Raw genomic sequence first — 16,498 nt, 5'->3', positions numbered from 1 at the left:
GGCGGCAAGCCCCCGCCCATCCGCCGCCGGCGCCCGGCGCCCCTTCACCCGTACTGCACCCGCAGTTCCTTCACGCCGTTGAGCCACGCGGAGCGCAGCCGGCGGGGTGTGCCCGTGAGGGAGATGTCCGGCATGGCGTCGGCGATGGCCTGGAAGATGAGGTTGATCTCCAGGACGGCCAGCGACTTGCCGAGGCAGAAGTGCGGCCCGCCGCCGCCGAAGCCGAGGTGCGGGTTCGGGTCGCGGGTGATGTCGAAGGACTCCGGGTGGTCGAAGACCTCGGGGTCGTTGTTGGCGGACGAGTAGAAGATGCCGACCCGTTGGCCCTTGGCGATCCGCGCGCCGCCCAGGGTGGTGTCCCGGGTCGCGGTGCGCTGGAAGGAGACCACCGGCGTCGCCCAGCGCACGATCTCTTCCGCCGTGGTGTCCGGGCGCTCGCGCTTGTACAGCTCCCACTGCTCGGGGTGGGTGAGGAAGGCGTGCATGCCGTGGGTGATCGCGTTGCGGGTCGTCTCGTTGCCCGCCACCGCCAACAGCAGGACGAAGAAGCCGAATTCGTCCGAGCCGAGGTTGCCCTCGTCCTCCGCGGCGACCAGCCGGCTGACGATGTCCTTGGCCGGGCACTCCTTGCGGGCCGCGGCGAGGTTCATCGCGTACGAGATCAGTTCCATCGCCGCGTTGGTGCCGACCTCTTCGGTGATGGCCAGCTCAGGGTCGTCGTAGGCGATCATCTTGTTCGACCAGTCGAAGATGCGGGACCTGTCGTCCTGCGGGATGCCGATGAGTTCGGCGATGGCCTGGAGGGGCAGTTCGCAGGCGATGTCGGTGACGAAGTCGCCCGAGCCGCGGCGGCGCGCCTCGGTGACGATCTTCGCGGCGCGGTCGCGCAGCGCGTCCTCCAGCGCGCGGATGGCCCGCGGGGTGAAGCCGCGCTGGACGATCTGGCGCACCCGGGTGTGCTCCGGCGGGTCCATGTTGAGCATGATCAGCTTCTGTACGTCGATCTGGTCGCGGGTCATCGACGGGTGGAAGCGGATGATCGAGGTATTGAGGTGGGCGGAGAAGATGTCCGGTTTCGTGGACACCTCCTTGACGTCCTCATGGCGGGTCACCACCCAGTAGCCGTCGTCGTCGAATCCGGCGATGCCGTGCGGCTGGGCGTTCCACCACACGGGCGCGGTCTGCCGCAGCTGCGCGAACTCCGGGAGCGGGACGCGGGACTGGTAGACGTCGGGGTCGGTGAAGTCGAATCCCTCGGGCAACGCTGGGCATGGCATCGGCGACTCCTGGTCCGGTCCGGCTCCGGCGCGGGCCCGTCCCGTGTCCGGCCGGGCGCGGACCGGGGCCGGGAGTGCCGGCTCCTCTGCGGGTTCTGACGGCTCATCAGATGTCGCGGTGAAGGTAGTGACGAGTTCTCCAACTGGCAAGGGTTGCGGCGGCACCTGTTGCGGACGAGGGCGCTTCGGCGGCCGTTTCCCGGGCGCCGGAGATCGGACAACGAGGGTGCGCGCCCCTTGCGCGGCGGGGGGCCGCTCACGAGACTGAGCGCAGAACTAGAACGCGTACTAGTTCTTCTTCCGTGGGTGCCGGGACGCCCCGCGGACGCGAGGAGAGGACGAGTCAGTCATGGCCGCGGAACCCGTCATCGTCGAAGCCGTACGCACCCCGATCGGCAAGCGCCAAGGAGCGCTCGCCAACCTCCACCCCGCCTACCTCCTGGGCGAGACCTACCGCGAACTCCTCGGCCGTACGGGCATCCAGCCCGACTGCGTCGAACAGGTCGTCGGGGGCACCGTCACGCACGCCGGCGAACAGTCGATGAACCCGGCACGCAACGCCTGGCTCACCATGGGCCTGCCCTACGAGACCGCCGCCACCACCGTCGACTGCCAGTGCGGGTCATCCCAGCAGGCCAACCACATGGTCGCCAACATGATCGCGGGCGGCGTCATCGACATCGGCATCGGCTGCGGCGTGGAGGCGATGTCCCGGGTGCCGCTGGGCAGCGGCTCCAAGCACGGACCCGGCAAGCCCTGGCCCGACGAGTGGCACGTCGACCTGCCCAACCAGTTCGAGGCCGCCGAACGGATCGCCCGCCGCCGCGGACTGACCCGCGAACACGTCGACGCACTCGGACTGCGCTCGCAGGAGAGGGCCGCAGCCGCCTGGGCCGAGGAACGCTTCAAGCGGGAGACCTTCGCCGTCCAGGTCCCCACCACCGAAGACGAACAGGCCGCGGGCCAGGGCATGTGGCGGCTCGTCGACCGGGACGAAGGGCTGCGCGACTCCACCACGGAGGCACTGGGCCGCCTCAAGCCCGTCATGCCGAACGCCGTGCACACCGCGGGCAACTCCTCACAGATCTCCGACGGCGCCGCCGCCGTGATGTGGGCGTCCAAGCGGATGGCGCGGGCACTCAAACTCAAGCCGCGGGCCCGGATCGTCGCCCAGGCACTGGTCGGCTCGGACCCGCACTACCACCTCGACGGGCCGATCGACGCGACCCGCGCGGTCCTCGGCAAAGCGGGGATGTCGCTCAAGGACATCGACCTCGTCGAGATCAACGAGGCGTTCGCCTCCGTCGTCCTGTCCTGGGCGCAGGTCTTCGAACAGGACCTGGAGAAGGTCAACGTCAACGGCGGCGCCATCGCCCTGGGCCACCCGGTGGGGGCCACCGGCGCCCGCCTGATCACCACGGCGCTGCACGAACTGGAGCGCACGGACAAGGAGTTCGCCCTGATCACCATGTGCGCGGGCGGCGCGCTGGCGACCGGCACCATCATCCAGCGACTCTGAGGCGGGCACCCGCCCGGAGCGCCTGACGGACGCCGGTCAGCCGGGGGCGCCCCCTCGGGACGCACCCCCGGCGTCCGGCGCGTCGAAGGAGACCGGCGCGTCGAAGGCCGCGCGGCGGGTGGCCCGGCGCAGCGCCTTCAGCAGCGTGCCGCCCAGCGTCAGCGTCAGCAGCACCGTGACCACCGCACGGGGCAGATCCCAGCCCAGCGAGGTGGCCAGGCAGTACGCGAGATAACGGGCCAGATTGTCGGGCAGCGGATCGCCGGGGACGAACGAGACACCCGAGGCCATCCCGCCGATGTACGGCCAGCCCTGGAGGTTCATGACCAGCCCGTAGAGGACCGCGGACACCGCCCCGTACCCGGCGAGCAGGACCAGCTCGCGGCGGCCCCGCAGCCGGTCAGGACCCGGAAGCAGCCCCGCACCCATCGACACCCAGCCCATCGACAGCATCTGGAACGGCATCCAGGGACCGACACCACCGGTCAGCAGGGCGGAGGCGAACATCGCCACCGAGCCCAGCACGAACCCGAACCCAGGACCCAGCACCCGGCCCGCCAGCACCATCAGGAAGAACATCGGCTCGATACCGGCCGTCCCGGCGCCGAGCGGGCGCATCGCCGCGCCGGCCGCGGCCAGCACGCCGAGCATCGCGATGGCCTTCGCGTCCAGACCACTGTCGGCGATGGTCGCCACCACCACGGCCAACAGCATCGGCAGCAGCGCCGCGAACAGCCACGGCGCGTCCCGGGAATGGGCCAGCCCCGAAGCGGAGCCGGCGAGCAGCGGCCAGCCGAACGCCATCACCCCGATCGCCGAGACCAGCGCCAGCGCCGCGACGGAACGCGGCCCGAGCCGGACGGCCCGCACCTTGCGGCCCACGCGCACGGCCCGCTCCGGAGCGTCGGATGTCATGAGGCGGCCTCCAGGGCGCGGGCGACCTGGGGAACGGTGAGCCAGGGCAGCGGGGCGAGGATCTTGGCGACCTGCGGGGCGAACGCGGGGGAGGAGACGACGACCTCGTCGGTCGGCCCGTCCGCGACGATCTCCCCGTCGGCCAGGATGACGACCCGCCTGGCCAGTTCGGCGGCCAGCTCCACGTCGTGGGTGGCCAGGACGATGGCGTGCCCCTCGGCCGCGAGAGCGCGCAACACGTCCACCAGACGGGCCTTCGCCGCGTAATCCAGGCCGCGCGTCGGCTCGTCGAGCAGCAGCAGGGGCGGCCCCGCCGTCAGCACCACCGCCAGCGCGAGGGCCAGACGCTGCCCCTCGGACAGGTCGCGCGGATGGACCGCCTCCTGAACGTCCGGCAGCAGCCGGGCGACCAGGGCACGGCAACTCCCGGGCGCCGCCCCCGCGTCCCGGTCAGCCGCCGCGCACTCGGCGGCGACGGTGTCCGCACACAGCAGGTCGCGCGGCTCCTGCGGAACCAGCCCGACGTGCCGCAGCAGCGCGCCGGGAGCGGTGCGGTGCGGAACCACGCCGCCGACCCGCACACCGCCCGCCGACGGCTCGTGCATCCCCACCAGAGTGGTCAGCAGCGTCGACTTGCCGGCACCGTTACGGCCCATCAGCGCGAGCGTCTCCCCGGCGCGCACGGTCAGGTCCACGGCGCGCAGCGCCTCGGTCCTGCCGCGGCGGACGGCCAGCGCCGAGACGACGGCGGGCGGGTGCGCGTCGCCGGAAGCGGGCGCGGGCGCGGTATCGGGCGACGCCGTGCCGCGCCGCCACCACCGGCCGGCCGACCGGCCCGGCTCCGGCGCACCGGGAGCAGACGCCACCGGTCCTGGCACCGCACCCGCCCCGATGCGGACCGGCGCCGCCTCCGGGGCCAGCCCCGCCAGCCGCTCGCGCAGCGGAGCGGCCCGGCGCCTGGCGTCGCGCACCGACAGCGGCAGCGGCGACCAGCCCGCCAGCTCGCCGAGGGCGACCACCGGCGGCTGCACGGGCGAGCCCGCCATGATCGCGGCGGGGTCGCCCTGCCGGGGCGGCGCACCCGGCGCCGGCAGCAGCACGACCTGGTCCGCGTAGTGCACCACCCGCTCAAGACGGTGCTCGGCGAGCAGCACCGTCGTGCCCAGATCGTGCACCAGCCGCTGAAGGACGGCCAGCACCTCCTCGGCCGCCGCCGGATCGAGCGCCGACGTCGGCTCGTCCAGGACCAGCACCCGCGGGTGCGCGGTCAGCACCGAGCCGATCGCCACCCGCTGCTGCTGCCCGCCCGACAACGTGGGCAGCGCACGGTCACGGAGACCGGCAAGCCCCAGCAGATCCAGCGTCTCCTCGACACGGCGGCGCATCACATCAGGGGCGAGGCCCAGCGACTCCATCCCGTAGGCGAGCTCGTCCTCCACGGTGTCGGTGACGAAATGCGCCAGCGGATCCTGGCCCACCGTGCCGACGACATCGGCCAGTTCCCGCGGGGCATGGGTACGCGTGTCACGCCCCGCGACGGTCACCCGGCCGCTGAGGGTGCCCCCGGTGAAGTGCGGCACGAGCCCGCAGACCGCGTTCAGCAGCGTCGACTTGCCGACACCCGAAGGGCCGACGAGAAGACACAACTCGCCCTCGGGCACGGTCAGATCGATACCACGCAGCGCGGGCTGCGCCGCACCGTCGTAGCTGACCGAGACCTGCTCGAACCGGATCACTGCGCAGACTCCTTCTTCCGCCGGCCACTCCGGCCGGACACCGACACCCGCGCCCCGCAGGACCCCGCAGCGCCCGCCCCACCGCCCGGCACGGCAGGCAGCGGTGCCACCCACGCGGGGAGCAGCCCCACCAGCACGGACAGGGCGGGCCACAGCGGCAGTTGCGGCGCGGTGAGCGGGACCGCCGACGGATGCAGCGCGCCGGGCGCATAGCCGTTCGCCGCGATCATCAGCGCGGCGACGGCGATCCCGGAACCGGACACCAGCCAGGCGCGCACCCCCCACCGCTCCGGCCGGTAACGCGTGCGCACCGTACGGCGCCCGCCCAGCCACAACCCGGCCAGCGCCGCGGCGAGCCCCACCAGCAGCAGCGGCAGCCCGAGACCCGCACCCGCGTCGGCCAGCAGCCCGTACGTCCCCACGCACACCCCGAGCAGCCCGCCCAGGGTCAGGACGGTGGTGGTGTGCCGCACCGCGCGCGGCACATACGCGGTGCGGCCGTAGCCACGCGCGTCCATCGCCGCGGCCAGCGCGACCGACCGCTCCAGCGCGCCCTCCAGCACCGGCAGGCCCACCTGGAGGAGCGCCGCGACCCCACGGTCGGGACGGCCGCGCAGCCGGCGGGCGGCCCGCAGCCGCTGCACATCGGCGACCAGATTCGGCGCGAAGGTCATCGCGACGACCACCGCGACCCCCGCCTCGTACAGCGCGCCTGGCAGCGACTTCAGCAGCCGCGCCGGATTCGCCAGCGCATTGGCCGCGCCGACGCAGATGAGCAGCGTGGCCAGCTTCAGACCGTCGTAGAGCGCGAAGACCATGCCCTCGGCGGTGACCCGGCCACCGATGCGCACCCCCTTCGCCCAGTCGGGCAGCGGCAGTTCGGGCAGCGTCACCAGCGTGTGCGTCCCCGGAATCGGCGAACCGAGCAGGAAGGCGAAGACCAGCCGGATCCCGAGCACCAGCAGCCCCAGCTTCACGAACGCTCCGTAGGAACGGGCCCAGGGCGCATCCGTACGGCGCACCGCGACGACGTAACCCGCGACGCCGACCAGCAGGCACAGCAGCAGCGGATTGGTGGTGCGGGACGCGGCGGTCGCGAGACCGAGCGCCCACAGCCACCACGCGCCCGCGTGCAGGGCCGTGCTGCGGGTCGCCTGCGGGGCGCTCATCCGCGCCGGCGGCGTGCCTGCCACCCGGCGGCCACACCCAGCACGACGACGACGCCGATCCCGCCGAGCAGCCCGGCGGAAGGACCACCACCGTCCCCGTCCGCACCCGCAGCCGGCTTCTCCGACGACGGCGACGCACCGGCCGACGCACCCGACCCGCTCACCTGCTCCGCGCACCCCGCCTTCGGATAGTCCGCGACGCCGCACAGCAGCCCGTGCGCGTCGTACCGCAGCGACGTGGCCACCGCCGCCAGCGCGTCACCCGCCGACGCGTCATCGGGCACCCGGGCACACTCCTCGCGCGGCTCCGGCGGCTGCTCGCCCTTCGGCGCATCCGCCGCCGTACCGAAATCGATGACGACCCCGACCCGCTTCGCCCCGTCCTTCGCCTGCGTACCGGCACACAGCGCCTTGAAGTCGGCCGCGGGACGTGGCTTGCCCGCGGCGGCCGAGTCCGCGCTGACGGTGAAGCGGAAACCGGTGACGGCGCCGTCGGCCGGACGCATCGTGGCCGGGCCCTGCGTGGCGTACGCCCAGGACCCGCCGTCACCGTCCCAGAAAGACCAGTAGCGGTACTCCTGCGCCTGGGCGGGGCCCGCGCCCAGACCGGTCACGGCCGCCGCGAGCAGCAGGGCACAGGCGAGGCGCGTACGCCGCATCACAGCCCGCGCTTCCGTCGGCCGCTGATCAGGAAGCCGATACCGGCACCCACGGCGAGACCGATCACGATCACCCACCACACACTGAACCCGCCGTCCGACCCGGTGTCCTTCGGATCCTTGGCGGGCGACACGGACTGCCCGTCACCGGCCGGCTTCGGGCCCGTCGCGTTGAGCCCCGCGACCAGGTCCTTACCGCCGAAGTCCCGCGGGTCGGCGCCGGTCGCGTGCGCGGCGAACACCAACTGCGCGTACGCCGCGGGGCCGCCCGTCTTCGCCCACGGCGCGCCGTGCTTCTCCAGCCACGCCAGCGGCTGGCGGGCCGCCGCGCGGTGCCCGCCCGCGGCCAGCGCCACCACCGCGTCGGCGGTGTTGCCCACGTCGGGCTGCTTCTCCGCCCCCGGCATCGCGGACGGCAGGTGCTGCCCGTTCTTGCCGAGCTGCGCCACGAGATAGGCGTCCGCGCCTTCCGCGGCCTCCTTACGGTCCGCCGCGCCGGCCTTCCCGCCGTCCTCGCAGGACGGCGCCGCAGGCGCGCCGGCGTCCTTGCCCGCCGGGCCGACGACGAAGCCCTTGCCCAGGGCGCCGGTCGCCGCAGCCGCCGACGCGTCCGCGTTCGCCGCCGCGCCCTTGAGCTGGAAGGTGAACGCGCCCCGCTCGCCCTCCTTCACGTCACAGCCGAGCCGGAAGGTGAGCAGCCCCTCGTACGGAGACCTGCCGCCCTTCGTCACGGACTCGGGACGCTCACCGGCCGCGGCCAGCGCACCGATCACCACGGACGTGGAGTTGGCGTCGCTCGGCGAACCGGCCATCGAAGGCCAGCCGCCGTCGTCGTTCTGCACCGACTTCAGCCAGCCCACCGCCTTGCGCACGGCCTCGTCGTGCCCGCCGAGCGCGGCCAGCGCCTGCACGGCAGCCGCCGTCTGGTTGGTGTCCCGCATCGTCTTGGCGTCACACGCCTTCGCCGGATCCGCGCGGAACGCGGCGAAGGCGCCGTCCGCGCACTGCTGCCCCGCCAGCCAGTCCACGGCGGACGCGGCAGGCCGCACCCCCACGGTGTGCTGGGCCAGCAGCGCGAGCGACTGCCGCCACACCCCGTCGTACTGCGCGTCCCCGGAGCCGTACAGGCCAGCGGGCAGCTTCTTCGGGGCGGGCGGCGGAGAGTCGGCGAACGCGGCAGGGGCGGCGCTGCCCAGCACGGCGGCAGCCGCCAGCGCGGCGGCCACGCGGCGCGCCAGGACGGCGAAGGAGGGGGCCATGGGGGCCATCGGTCGGTGCCTCTCGGTCGGTTCGCAGCGGTGGTGGTCGGGCACGCCCTACGCAGCCACGCTCGGCCGGCCGCCGCGTCGGCGGCCGTGGTGACCGTACGCGGTGGCACCGGGCTCAGCTCCGTATACCTCGACGGTGCCGCGCACCGGCCGGCCGCGGGCGGCGGATCCGGTGGCGGGAGCCTTGGTGTGCCCCACCGGGTGCTCCGGCTCGTACGGGCTCCGTGCGGCGCGCGCGTGCTTGCGGCGCGCGGGACGGGCCCGCCCTGACGGTTGCGGGTCAGCGCCGGATTTCCACCGGCTTCCCCCGATCGGGCACGGATGAAGTTATCCGCACACTTTAGCGGGCGGTCGCCACGGCACGGCCGTCGGCGGCCCTTCCCCAAGCTCTCAGCTTCGTTCGAGCAGGGGAGACCCCATCCCAAGCTCTCAGCTTCGTTCGAGCAGGGGAGACCCCATCCCACCGGGCCCGCGGGCCGCCGCCCCGGTCACATCGCGCGGAACCGCACCGGGTCGGCGCCCGGCAGCTGCTCGGCCCGCCCGAGCTTCACCAGGCGCCGCAGATGCGCCTCGGCCTCGGACACCGCGATGTTCCGGGAACCGTGCGGGATCTGCTCCCAGGGCCGGTTCCACTCCATGGCCACGGCCAGCTGCCAGGGGGTCAGCGGTTCGCCGAGCAGCGCGTGGATCCCGTCGAGCCGTTCCTCGTGGTGTGCGATCAGCTCCCTGGCGCGGCCCGCGGCGTCGGTGAACGCGTACTGATGGGCGGGCAGCACCTCGGCGGGCGCGAGGCGGGCGACCCGCTCCAGGGAGGCGAGGTAGTCGCCGAGGGGATCTGCCCAGCTCGAACGAAGCTGAGCGCTTGAGGGAGGGGCGGTGACCGTCGCATCGTCCGGCTCCTCGTACAGGCCGATGTGCGGGGTGATGCCGGGCAGCAGGTGGTCGCCGGAGAACAGCCGCCCGAAGCCGCCCGCCGGGCCCCGCGGCTCGCCAGGGGCGGCCTGCCCCGGGTGTGCCTCCTCCAGGTGCAGGCAGACGTGGCCCGGCGTGTGGCCCGGTGTCCACAGGGCGCGCAGCCTGCGGCCGGGCAGGTCGAGCAGCTCGCCGGGTGCGATCGGACGGTCGGGCAGCGCGGGGCGGCGGGCGGGCAGCGCGCGGGTGCCTGACTTCCTGGCGCGGGCCGCGCGCAGCGGCGCCAGGTGGTCGTCGGGGGCGCCGGACGCGGTGAGCTTCGCGGTCAGGTAGTCGAGCCAGCGGCCCGGTTCGGCCTCGCGGGTGCGGCGGACCACGTCCGTGTCCGCCTCGTGCATCGCGATCCAGGCGCCGGACGCCTCCCGTACGGCGGCGGAGAGGCCGTGGTGGTCGGGGTGATGGTGGGTGATCAGGACGCCGTGCAGGTCAGGGACGGCGAAGCCGCAGGCCGCGACGCCGGCGACGAGGGCGTCCCAGGAGGCCGGGTCGTCCCAGCCGGTGTCGACGAGGACCGGGCCGCGGTCGGTCTCCAGGAGGTGGACGAGGGTGTGCCCGAGCGGGTTGTCGGGGATGGGGACGGCGATGCTCCACACGCCGCCCTTGTGGTCGGTCACTCGTGTCATCCCGGTCCCCTTTCGGCGCAGCCAGGCGGCCCACTATAACTAGAACCGGTTTCAGTGCGGCGTGAAGTGGCCTTTTGCCGGGCCGGAGTTGGCGGCAACGGGGTGGCCGGTACGGGCGGCGCGGAGGGATTCGGCTCTCGCCGTGGACTCCTCCCGGGGGAGGTGGTATCAGTTTCTGATGCAGCGTCAGGAACCGGCGGGAGCGGCAGTTCCGGTCGGCCAAGGCGGCCAAGGCGGCCCATCCGCGGGAGGCGGCAGCGATGAGCGACCTCGTCGAGTACGGAAAGCTCTACATCGGTGGTGAGCTGGTCGATCCGGCAGGACGCGACACGATCGAGGTGGTCTCACCCCACACCGAACAGGTCATCGGCCGCGTCCCGCACGCCTCGCGGGCCGACGTCGACCGCGCGGTGACCGCGGCCCGCACCTCCTTCGACTCCGGGGTCTGGGCGAACACCCCGCTCGACGAACGGATCGCGGTGATCACCCGGATCAAGGACGCCTTCGCGGTCCGCAGCGAGGAGATCGCCAAGGTCATCAGCGCCGAGAACGGCACCCCCCTCACGTCCGGGATCATGGTGCAGTCGCTCGCCGCGATGCTGGTCTGGGACGCGGCCCTGAAGGTCGCCGCCGACCACCCCTTCGAGGAACGCCGCGACGGCATACTCGGGCCGCTGCTGATCCGCCGGGAAGCGGCGGGAGTGGTCGCCGCCGTGGTCCCCTGGAACGTCCCGCAGTTCACCGCGGCGGCCAAACTCGCGCCCGCCCTGCTGGCCGGCTGCTCGGTGATCCTCAAGGTCTCGCCCGAGACGCCGCTCGACGCGTACCTGCTCGCCGAGATCGCCACCGAAGCGGGGCTGCCCGACGGCGTGCTGTCGATCCTGCCCGCCGACCGCGAGGTCAGCGAATACCTCGTCGGGCACCCCGGTGTCGACAAGGTGTCGTTCACCGGATCGGTCGCCGCCGGCCGCCGCGTCATGGAGGTCGCCGCCCGCAACCTCAGCCGCGTCACGCTGGAACTGGGCGGCAAATCCGCCGCGGTCATCCTGCCGGACGCCGACCTGGACGCGGCCGTCGCCGGCATCGTGCCGTTCGCCTGGATGATCAACGGCCAGGCGTGCGTGGCCCAGACGCGGATCCTCGCACCGCGCTCCCGCTACGACGAGATCGCCGAACGGTTCGCCGCCGCCGCCGACGCGCTGACCATCGGCGACCCGCTGGACCCGGCCACCGAACTCGGCCCGCTGGTCGCCCGCCGCCAGCAGCAGCGCTCCCTCGACTACATCGCACTCGGACAGCAGGAAGGCGCCAAAGTCCTTGCGGGCGGCGGCAAACCGGCCGGACAGCCGACGGGCTGGTACGTCGAGCCGACGCTCTTCGGCGACGTCGACAACTCCATGCGGATCGCCCGCGAGGAGATCTTCGGCCCGGTCATCTGCCTGCTGCCTTACGAGGACGAGGCGCAGGCGGTCCGCATCGCCAACGACTCCGAATACGGCCTGTCCGGCTCGGTGTGGACCGCCGACACCGAACGCGGCATCGACATCGCACGGCAGGTGCGCACCGGCACGTACTCGGTGAACACCTTCAGCATCGACATGCTCGGGCCTTTCGGCGGCTACAAGAACTCCGGCATCGGCCGGGAGTTCGGCCCCGAGGGCTTCGACGCGTACCTGGAGCACAAGATGATCCACCTGCCGGCGGGTGCGTGATGGCGGACCGCTGGCGGGTGGAGGTGGACCGGGGCGTGTGCATCGGGTCCGGGATGTGCGCAGGGACGGCGCCGGACGGCTTCCGGCTGGACTCGGCCCGGCAGTCGCACCCCGCGGCACCGGAGGCGGACGCCGCCGAGAACGTACTGGCGGCGGCCGAGAGCTGCCCCGTCGAGGCGATCACCCTGACCCTGGCCGACAGCGGGGAGGCGGTCTTTCCGCCGGAGGAGTGAGCGGGGGGCGAGCGGGGGAGGGGTGGGATGGGCGGGGTGGGTGCCGTAGGGGGCGGGGGGAGTGGTCCCGTAGGGGTCGGGTGGGCCCCTTGCGGGCCAACTACCCGAGGTGGAGGCGGAGTTAACGCTTCCTGCCCCGCGGTGCCGCCGCAGCCGGCTTCGGAGCGGTCTCCGTCGCCGCGGGCGCATTCGAGGTCGCCGCCGAAGCCGTATCCGCGGCCCCCGCCGCCGTCAGGTCGATCAGCCGGCAGACCGTCTCGATGTCGATCTTCACCTGGGCGATCGACGCCCGGCCCGACAGCCAGGTGATCAGGGCCGAGTGCCAGGTGTGCTCGATGACCCGGACCGCGGAGAGCTGGGCGGGTGTGGGGGCGGCGGCGCCCCCGGGGCCCTGGGCCCTGCGGTGGGCGGCTGGCGGCCCCATCGCATCGAGGATGATCGCGGTCGTCAGCCGGGAGACGGTGTCCACCTCGGGGCTCACGGACCGGTCGGCGAAGGTCAGGGCGCGCACCATCGCATCCGCCAGATGCGGCTCGCGCTGCAGGGCACGGAACGCCCGCATCAGGGTCTGTGCCACCCGCGCACCCGGGTCCTCCTCCGACGGCGGGCGCTTGCGCAGCGTCTCGTGCATGTGCTGGAGCTGGTCCTGCATGGTCGCGACGAGCAGGTGCACCTTGGAGGGGAAGTAGCGGTAGAGCGTGCCGAGGGCGACGCCGGACGACTCGGCGACCTCGCGCATCTGGACGGCGTCGAAGCCGCCGCGGCTCGCCAGCCTGGCGCTGGTGTGCAGGATGCGGCGGCGCCGCGCCTCCTGACGCTCGGTCAGGGGAGGACTCGCGGGAAGCGCCGGCCTGGCCGCCTTGGATTCCGTAGTCATATGTCCCATTCCGTGGCATCCCGTCCGCGATGCGGTGAGTACCGGTGGTGTGATCGGCACAGCATGGCAGGGGCTCCGGTCGTGGCGCGAATCACCTGATGCGGCTCCTCGCGTCCCGTCCTCGGCCGGTAGATTCGCAGCTCCGTGAACTGATGAGTAGCCCAGCAGTTCTGAAACTTGTTCTAGATTACCGCCAGCGGTTACGCTCCGGCGAAAGTCCAGTGAGAAGGGGGCCGCGCGTGACCGCAGAGGCCGTCCAGGCAGCCGCGCCTCGCCCCGCCGAGGCCCTCTCTGCCACCGCCCAGCCACCTGGCGACCGCCCGCTGCGCATCGCGATGCTCACGTACAAGGGGAACCCGTTCTGCGGCGGGCAGGGCGTCTACGTACGCCACCTCTCACGCGAACTCGCCCGCCTCGGCCACAGCGTCGAGGTGATCGGCGCCCAGCCCTACCCCGTGCTCGACGAAGGCGTGCCGCTCACCGAACTGGCCAGCCTCGACCTCTACCGCCAGCCCGACCCGTTCCGCACCCCGGGACGCGGCGAGTACCGCGACTGGATCGACGCACTCGAAGTCGCCACGATGTGGACCGGCGGCTTCCCCGAACCGCTGACCTTCTCCCTGCGGGCCCGCCGCCATCTCGCCGCCCGCCGCGGCCAGTTCGACGTCGTGCACGACAACCAGACGCTCGGCTACGGCCTGCTCGGCGGCCCCGGAGCCATCGGCGCCCCGCTGGTCACCACCATCCACCACCCCATCACCGTCGACCGCCGCCTCGACCTCGCCGCGGCCGACGGCGTCAAGCGCCGCGCATCGGTCCGCCGCTGGTACGGCTTCACCCGCATGCAGAAGCGCGTGGCCCGCCGGCTGCCCTCCGTGCTGACCGTCTCCGGCTCCTCCCGCCAGGAGATCTCCGACGACCTCGGCGTGCCCGGCGAACGGATCCACGTCGTCCACATCGGCGCCGACACCGACCTGTTCGCGCCCGACCCCTCCGTCCCCGAAGTGCCGGGCCGGATCGTCACCACCTCCAGCGCCGACGTGCCCCTCAAGGGCCTCATCCACCTCGTCGAAGCGCTCGCCAAGGTGCGCACCGAGAACCCCGAGGCCCATCTCGTCGTGGTCGGTAAGCGCGCCGACGACGGCCCGGTCGCCGCCGCCATCGAACGGCACGGCCTGTCAGGCGCCATCGAGTTCGTCAAGGGCATCAGCGACGCCGCACTCGTCGACCTGGTCCGCGGCGCCCAGATCGCCTGCGTCCCCTCGCTCTACGAGGGCTTCTCGCTGCCGGCCGCCGAAGCCATGGCCACCGGCACCCCGCTGCTCGCCACCACCGGCGGCGCCATCCCCGAGGTCGCGGGGCCCGACGGGGAGACCTGCCTCGCGGTGCCGCCTGGCGACGCGGACGCGCTCGCCACCGGACTCCTGCGGCTCCTGGGCGACGCCCCGCTGCGCGCCCGCCTCGGCGCGGCCGGCCGGGCCCGCGTGCTGGCCCGCTTCACCTGGCGGCAGGCCGCCATCGGCACCGCCGAGCGCTACCGCGAGGCCATCGCCCTCCAGAACGACAAGGCCGCGGCAGGACGCCGCGCCGCAGCCGCGTCGAGCTAGCCCGCCGCCACCCCAGACCCACCCCGCGACCACCACCGCCCCGACCCGCCGGACGAAAGCAGAACGCCGTGCTGACCGTCGACTTTTCCCGTTTCCCGCTCGCCCCGGGCGACCGCGTGCTCGACCTGGGCTGCGGCGCCGGCCGGCACGCCTTCGAGTGCTACCGGCGCGGCGCGCAGGTCGTCGCCCTCGACCAGAACGGCGAGGAGATCCGCGAGGTCGCCAAGTGGTTCGCCGCCATGAAGGAGGCCGGCGAGGCCCCGGCGGGCGCCACCGCCACCGCCATGGAGGGCGACGCGCTGGCCCTGCCGTTCCCCGACGACAGCTTCGACGTCGTCATCATCTCCGAGGTCATGGAGCACATCCCGGACGACAAGGGCGTGCTCGCCGAAATGGTGCGGGTGCTGCGCCCCGGCGGACGGATAGCCGTCACCGTCCCGCGCTACGGCCCGGAGAAGGTCTGCTGGGCGCTGAGCGACGCCTACCACGAGGTCGAGGGCGGCCACATCCGCATCTACCGCGGCGACGAACTCCTCACCAAGATGCGCGCCGCGGGACTCAAGCCCTACGGCACCCACCACGCCCACGGACTGCACAGCCCCTACTGGTGGCTCAAGTGCGCCTTCGGGGTCGACAACGACAAGGCGCTGCCGGTCAAGGCGTACCACAAGCTGCTGGTCTGGGACATCATGAAGAAGCCGCTGGCCACCCGGCTCGCCGAGCAGGCACTCAACCCCCTCATCGGCAAGAGCTTCGTCGCCTACGCCACCAAGCCGCACCTCCCCGAGGCGGCTGCCAAGTGACGAGTCCAGGGCGTACCGAACGGCTCGTCCTGCCGGGCGTGCTCACCGCCGAACAGGCGGCCCGCACCGTCGCCGGCATCGTCGCCGCCCAGCGCGAGGACGGCGCCATCCCGTGGTTCCGCGGACACCACCTCGACCCGTGGGACCACACCGAGGCCGCCATGGCCCTGGACGCGGCCGGCGAACACGAGCGTGCCGAGGCCGCGTACGACTGGCTGGTGCGCGCCCAGAACCCCGACGGCTCCTGGTACGCGGCCTACGCCGACGGCGACGCCGCGGCCCCCACCGACCGCGGGCGCGAGACCAACTTCTGCGCCTACATCGCCGTCGGCGTCTGGCACCACTTCCTGTCCACCGGCGACGAGACCTTCCTCGACCGGATGTGGCCCGCCGTCTACGCCGCCGTCGAGTACGTACTCGCACTCCAGCAGCCCGGCGGCCAGATCGGCTGGAAGCGCGAGGACGACGGCACCCCCGTCACCGACGCGCTGCTGACCGGCTCGTCATCCGTCCACCAGGCGCTGCGCTGCGCACTGGCACTCGCCGAGCAGCGCGAGGAGCCGCAGCCCGACTGGGAGCTGGCACTCGGCCGCCTGGGCCACGCGATACGCAGCCACCCGGAACGGTTCCTTGACAAGTCCCGCTACTCCATGGACTGGTACTACCCGGTGCTCGGCGGCGCACTGCGCGGCACGGCCGCCACCGACCGCATCGACGCGAGCTGGGAACAGTTCGTCGTGCCGGGACTCGGCGTCCGCTGCGTGCTGCCCAACCCCTGGGTCACCGGCGGCGAGAGCGCCGAACTCGCCCTCGCGCTCTGGGCGATGGGCGAGTCCGACCGCGCGGTGCAGATCCTCAAGTGGATGCAGCACCTGCGGGCGGACGACGGCCTGTACTGGACCGGCTACGTCTTCGACGACGACGCGATCTGGCCGGTCGAACGGACCTCCTGGACCGCCGGATCGCTGCTCCTCGCGGTGGCGGCGCTGGGCGGCGACGAGGCGACCACCTCGGTCTTCGGCGGTGACCTGCTGCCGACCGGCCTCGCCCCGGACTGCTGCCGCTGACCCACACCGGCCGGCCGCCGGGCGCACCCGTATGTCCCCGAACCCGGACGTTTCCCAAGGG

At 73.1% G+C, this 16,498-nt stretch carries 14 protein-coding genes and 1 riboswitch; of the genes, 6 read left to right on the top strand and 8 right to left on the bottom strand.

The genetic code is table 11. The features are described 5' to 3' along the window. Nucleotides 1-44: 44 nt before the first annotated feature. Entirely contained in the window at nt 45-1,277 is a 1,233-nt protein-coding gene (locus tag ACGFNI_RS02515; RefSeq protein ID WP_393679852.1) for a cytochrome P450, read from the bottom strand. 349 nt (nt 1,278-1,626) lie between these two features. Between ACGFNI_RS02515 and ACGFNI_RS02510 the strand changes: the two genes are divergently transcribed. Then, nucleotides 1,627-2,796 carry a steroid 3-ketoacyl-CoA thiolase gene (locus tag ACGFNI_RS02510; protein WP_393679850.1) on the top strand — a complete coding sequence of 390 codons (1,170 nt, stop codon included), beginning with the start codon at nt 1,627-1,629 and terminating at the stop codon, nt 2,794-2,796. A 36-nt stretch (nt 2,797-2,832) separates the two neighbouring features. Here the strand turns inward: ACGFNI_RS02510 and ACGFNI_RS02505 are convergent, their stop codons facing one another. The 6 genes from ACGFNI_RS02505 to ACGFNI_RS02480 form a co-directional block, all read right to left on the bottom strand. After that, nucleotides 2,833-3,711, bottom strand: coding sequence for an ECF transporter S component (locus tag ACGFNI_RS02505; RefSeq protein WP_393679848.1), 879 nt, complete (start codon nt 3,709-3,711; stop codon nt 2,833-2,835). Then, nucleotides 3,708-5,447: an ABC transporter ATP-binding protein gene (locus ACGFNI_RS02500; RefSeq protein WP_393679847.1), complete on the bottom strand. Its 1,740-nt coding sequence runs from the start codon at nt 5,445-5,447 to the stop codon at nt 3,708-3,710. Before ACGFNI_RS02500 ends, ACGFNI_RS02505 begins: the two co-directional genes overlap by 4 nt. Next, nucleotides 5,444-6,616: a CbiQ family ECF transporter T component gene (locus ACGFNI_RS02495; RefSeq protein WP_393680335.1), complete on the bottom strand. Its 1,173-nt coding sequence runs from the start codon at nt 6,614-6,616 to the stop codon at nt 5,444-5,446. The genes ACGFNI_RS02500 and ACGFNI_RS02495 overlap by 4 nt, the downstream gene beginning before the upstream one ends. Continuing rightward, the gene (locus tag ACGFNI_RS02490) at nt 6,613-7,275 is read right to left on the bottom strand and encodes an SCO2322 family protein (RefSeq protein ID WP_393679845.1); all 663 of its coding nucleotides are present in this window, start codon (nt 7,273-7,275) and stop codon (nt 6,613-6,615) included. Before ACGFNI_RS02490 ends, ACGFNI_RS02495 begins: the two co-directional genes overlap by 4 nt. Then, nucleotides 7,275-8,543 carry a prenyltransferase/squalene oxidase repeat-containing protein gene (locus ACGFNI_RS02485; RefSeq protein ID WP_393679844.1) on the bottom strand — a complete coding sequence of 423 codons (1,269 nt, stop codon included), beginning with the start codon at nt 8,541-8,543 and terminating at the stop codon, nt 7,275-7,277. Before ACGFNI_RS02485 ends, ACGFNI_RS02490 begins: the two co-directional genes overlap by 1 nt. Before the next feature lie 178 nt (nt 8,544-8,721). Then, a riboswitch (cobalamin riboswitch) is annotated at nt 8,722-8,889 on the bottom strand. 142 nt (nt 8,890-9,031) lie between these two features. Then, complete coding sequence (locus ACGFNI_RS02480) at nt 9,032-10,138, bottom strand: MBL fold metallo-hydrolase (RefSeq protein WP_393679842.1); 1,107 nt, start codon at nt 10,136-10,138, stop codon at nt 9,032-9,034. A gap of 260 nt (nt 10,139-10,398) precedes the next feature. Between ACGFNI_RS02480 and ACGFNI_RS02475 the strand changes: the two genes are divergently transcribed. Together ACGFNI_RS02475 and ACGFNI_RS02470 are read left to right on the top strand one after the other, a co-directional pair. Continuing rightward, complete coding sequence (locus ACGFNI_RS02475) at nt 10,399-11,850, top strand: aldehyde dehydrogenase (RefSeq protein WP_393679840.1); 1,452 nt, start codon at nt 10,399-10,401, stop codon at nt 11,848-11,850. Then, the gene (locus ACGFNI_RS02470) at nt 11,850-12,083 is read left to right on the top strand and encodes a ferredoxin (RefSeq protein ID WP_393679838.1); all 234 of its coding nucleotides are present in this window, start codon (nt 11,850-11,852) and stop codon (nt 12,081-12,083) included. The genes ACGFNI_RS02475 and ACGFNI_RS02470 overlap by 1 nt, the downstream gene beginning before the upstream one ends. A gap of 121 nt (nt 12,084-12,204) precedes the next feature. On the opposite strand, the gene ACGFNI_RS02465 is transcribed toward ACGFNI_RS02470, so the two are convergent. After that, nucleotides 12,205-12,960: a TetR family transcriptional regulator gene (locus tag ACGFNI_RS02465; protein WP_393679836.1), complete on the bottom strand. Its 756-nt coding sequence runs from the start codon at nt 12,958-12,960 to the stop codon at nt 12,205-12,207. 239 nt (nt 12,961-13,199) lie between these two features. Here ACGFNI_RS02465 and ACGFNI_RS02460 point away from each other — a divergent pair, with 239 nt between their 5' ends. The 3 genes from ACGFNI_RS02460 to ACGFNI_RS02450 all read left to right on the top strand — a co-directional run bounded on the left by ACGFNI_RS02460 (nt 13,200) and on the right by ACGFNI_RS02450 (nt 16,437). Then, nucleotides 13,200-14,567, top strand: a complete 1,368-nt coding sequence (locus ACGFNI_RS02460) for a glycosyltransferase family 4 protein (protein WP_393679834.1) — start codon at nt 13,200-13,202, stop codon at nt 14,565-14,567. A 68-nt stretch (nt 14,568-14,635) separates the two neighbouring features. Beyond that, complete coding sequence (locus tag ACGFNI_RS02455; RefSeq protein WP_393679833.1) at nt 14,636-15,370, top strand: class I SAM-dependent methyltransferase; 735 nt, start codon at nt 14,636-14,638, stop codon at nt 15,368-15,370. Beyond that, nucleotides 15,367-16,437: a prenyltransferase gene (locus ACGFNI_RS02450; RefSeq protein WP_393679831.1), complete on the top strand. Its 1,071-nt coding sequence runs from the start codon at nt 15,367-15,369 to the stop codon at nt 16,435-16,437. Before ACGFNI_RS02455 ends, ACGFNI_RS02450 begins: the two co-directional genes overlap by 4 nt. Nucleotides 16,438-16,498 lie beyond the last annotated feature (61 nt).

It is taken from the genome of Streptomyces sp. NPDC048644, assembly GCF_043199105.1.
GTDB lineage: Bacteria > Actinomycetota > Actinomycetes > Streptomycetales > Streptomycetaceae > Streptomyces.
The sequence above is the reverse complement of the archived record's forward strand: the minus strand, read 5'-3'. Positions and strand labels throughout refer to the sequence as shown.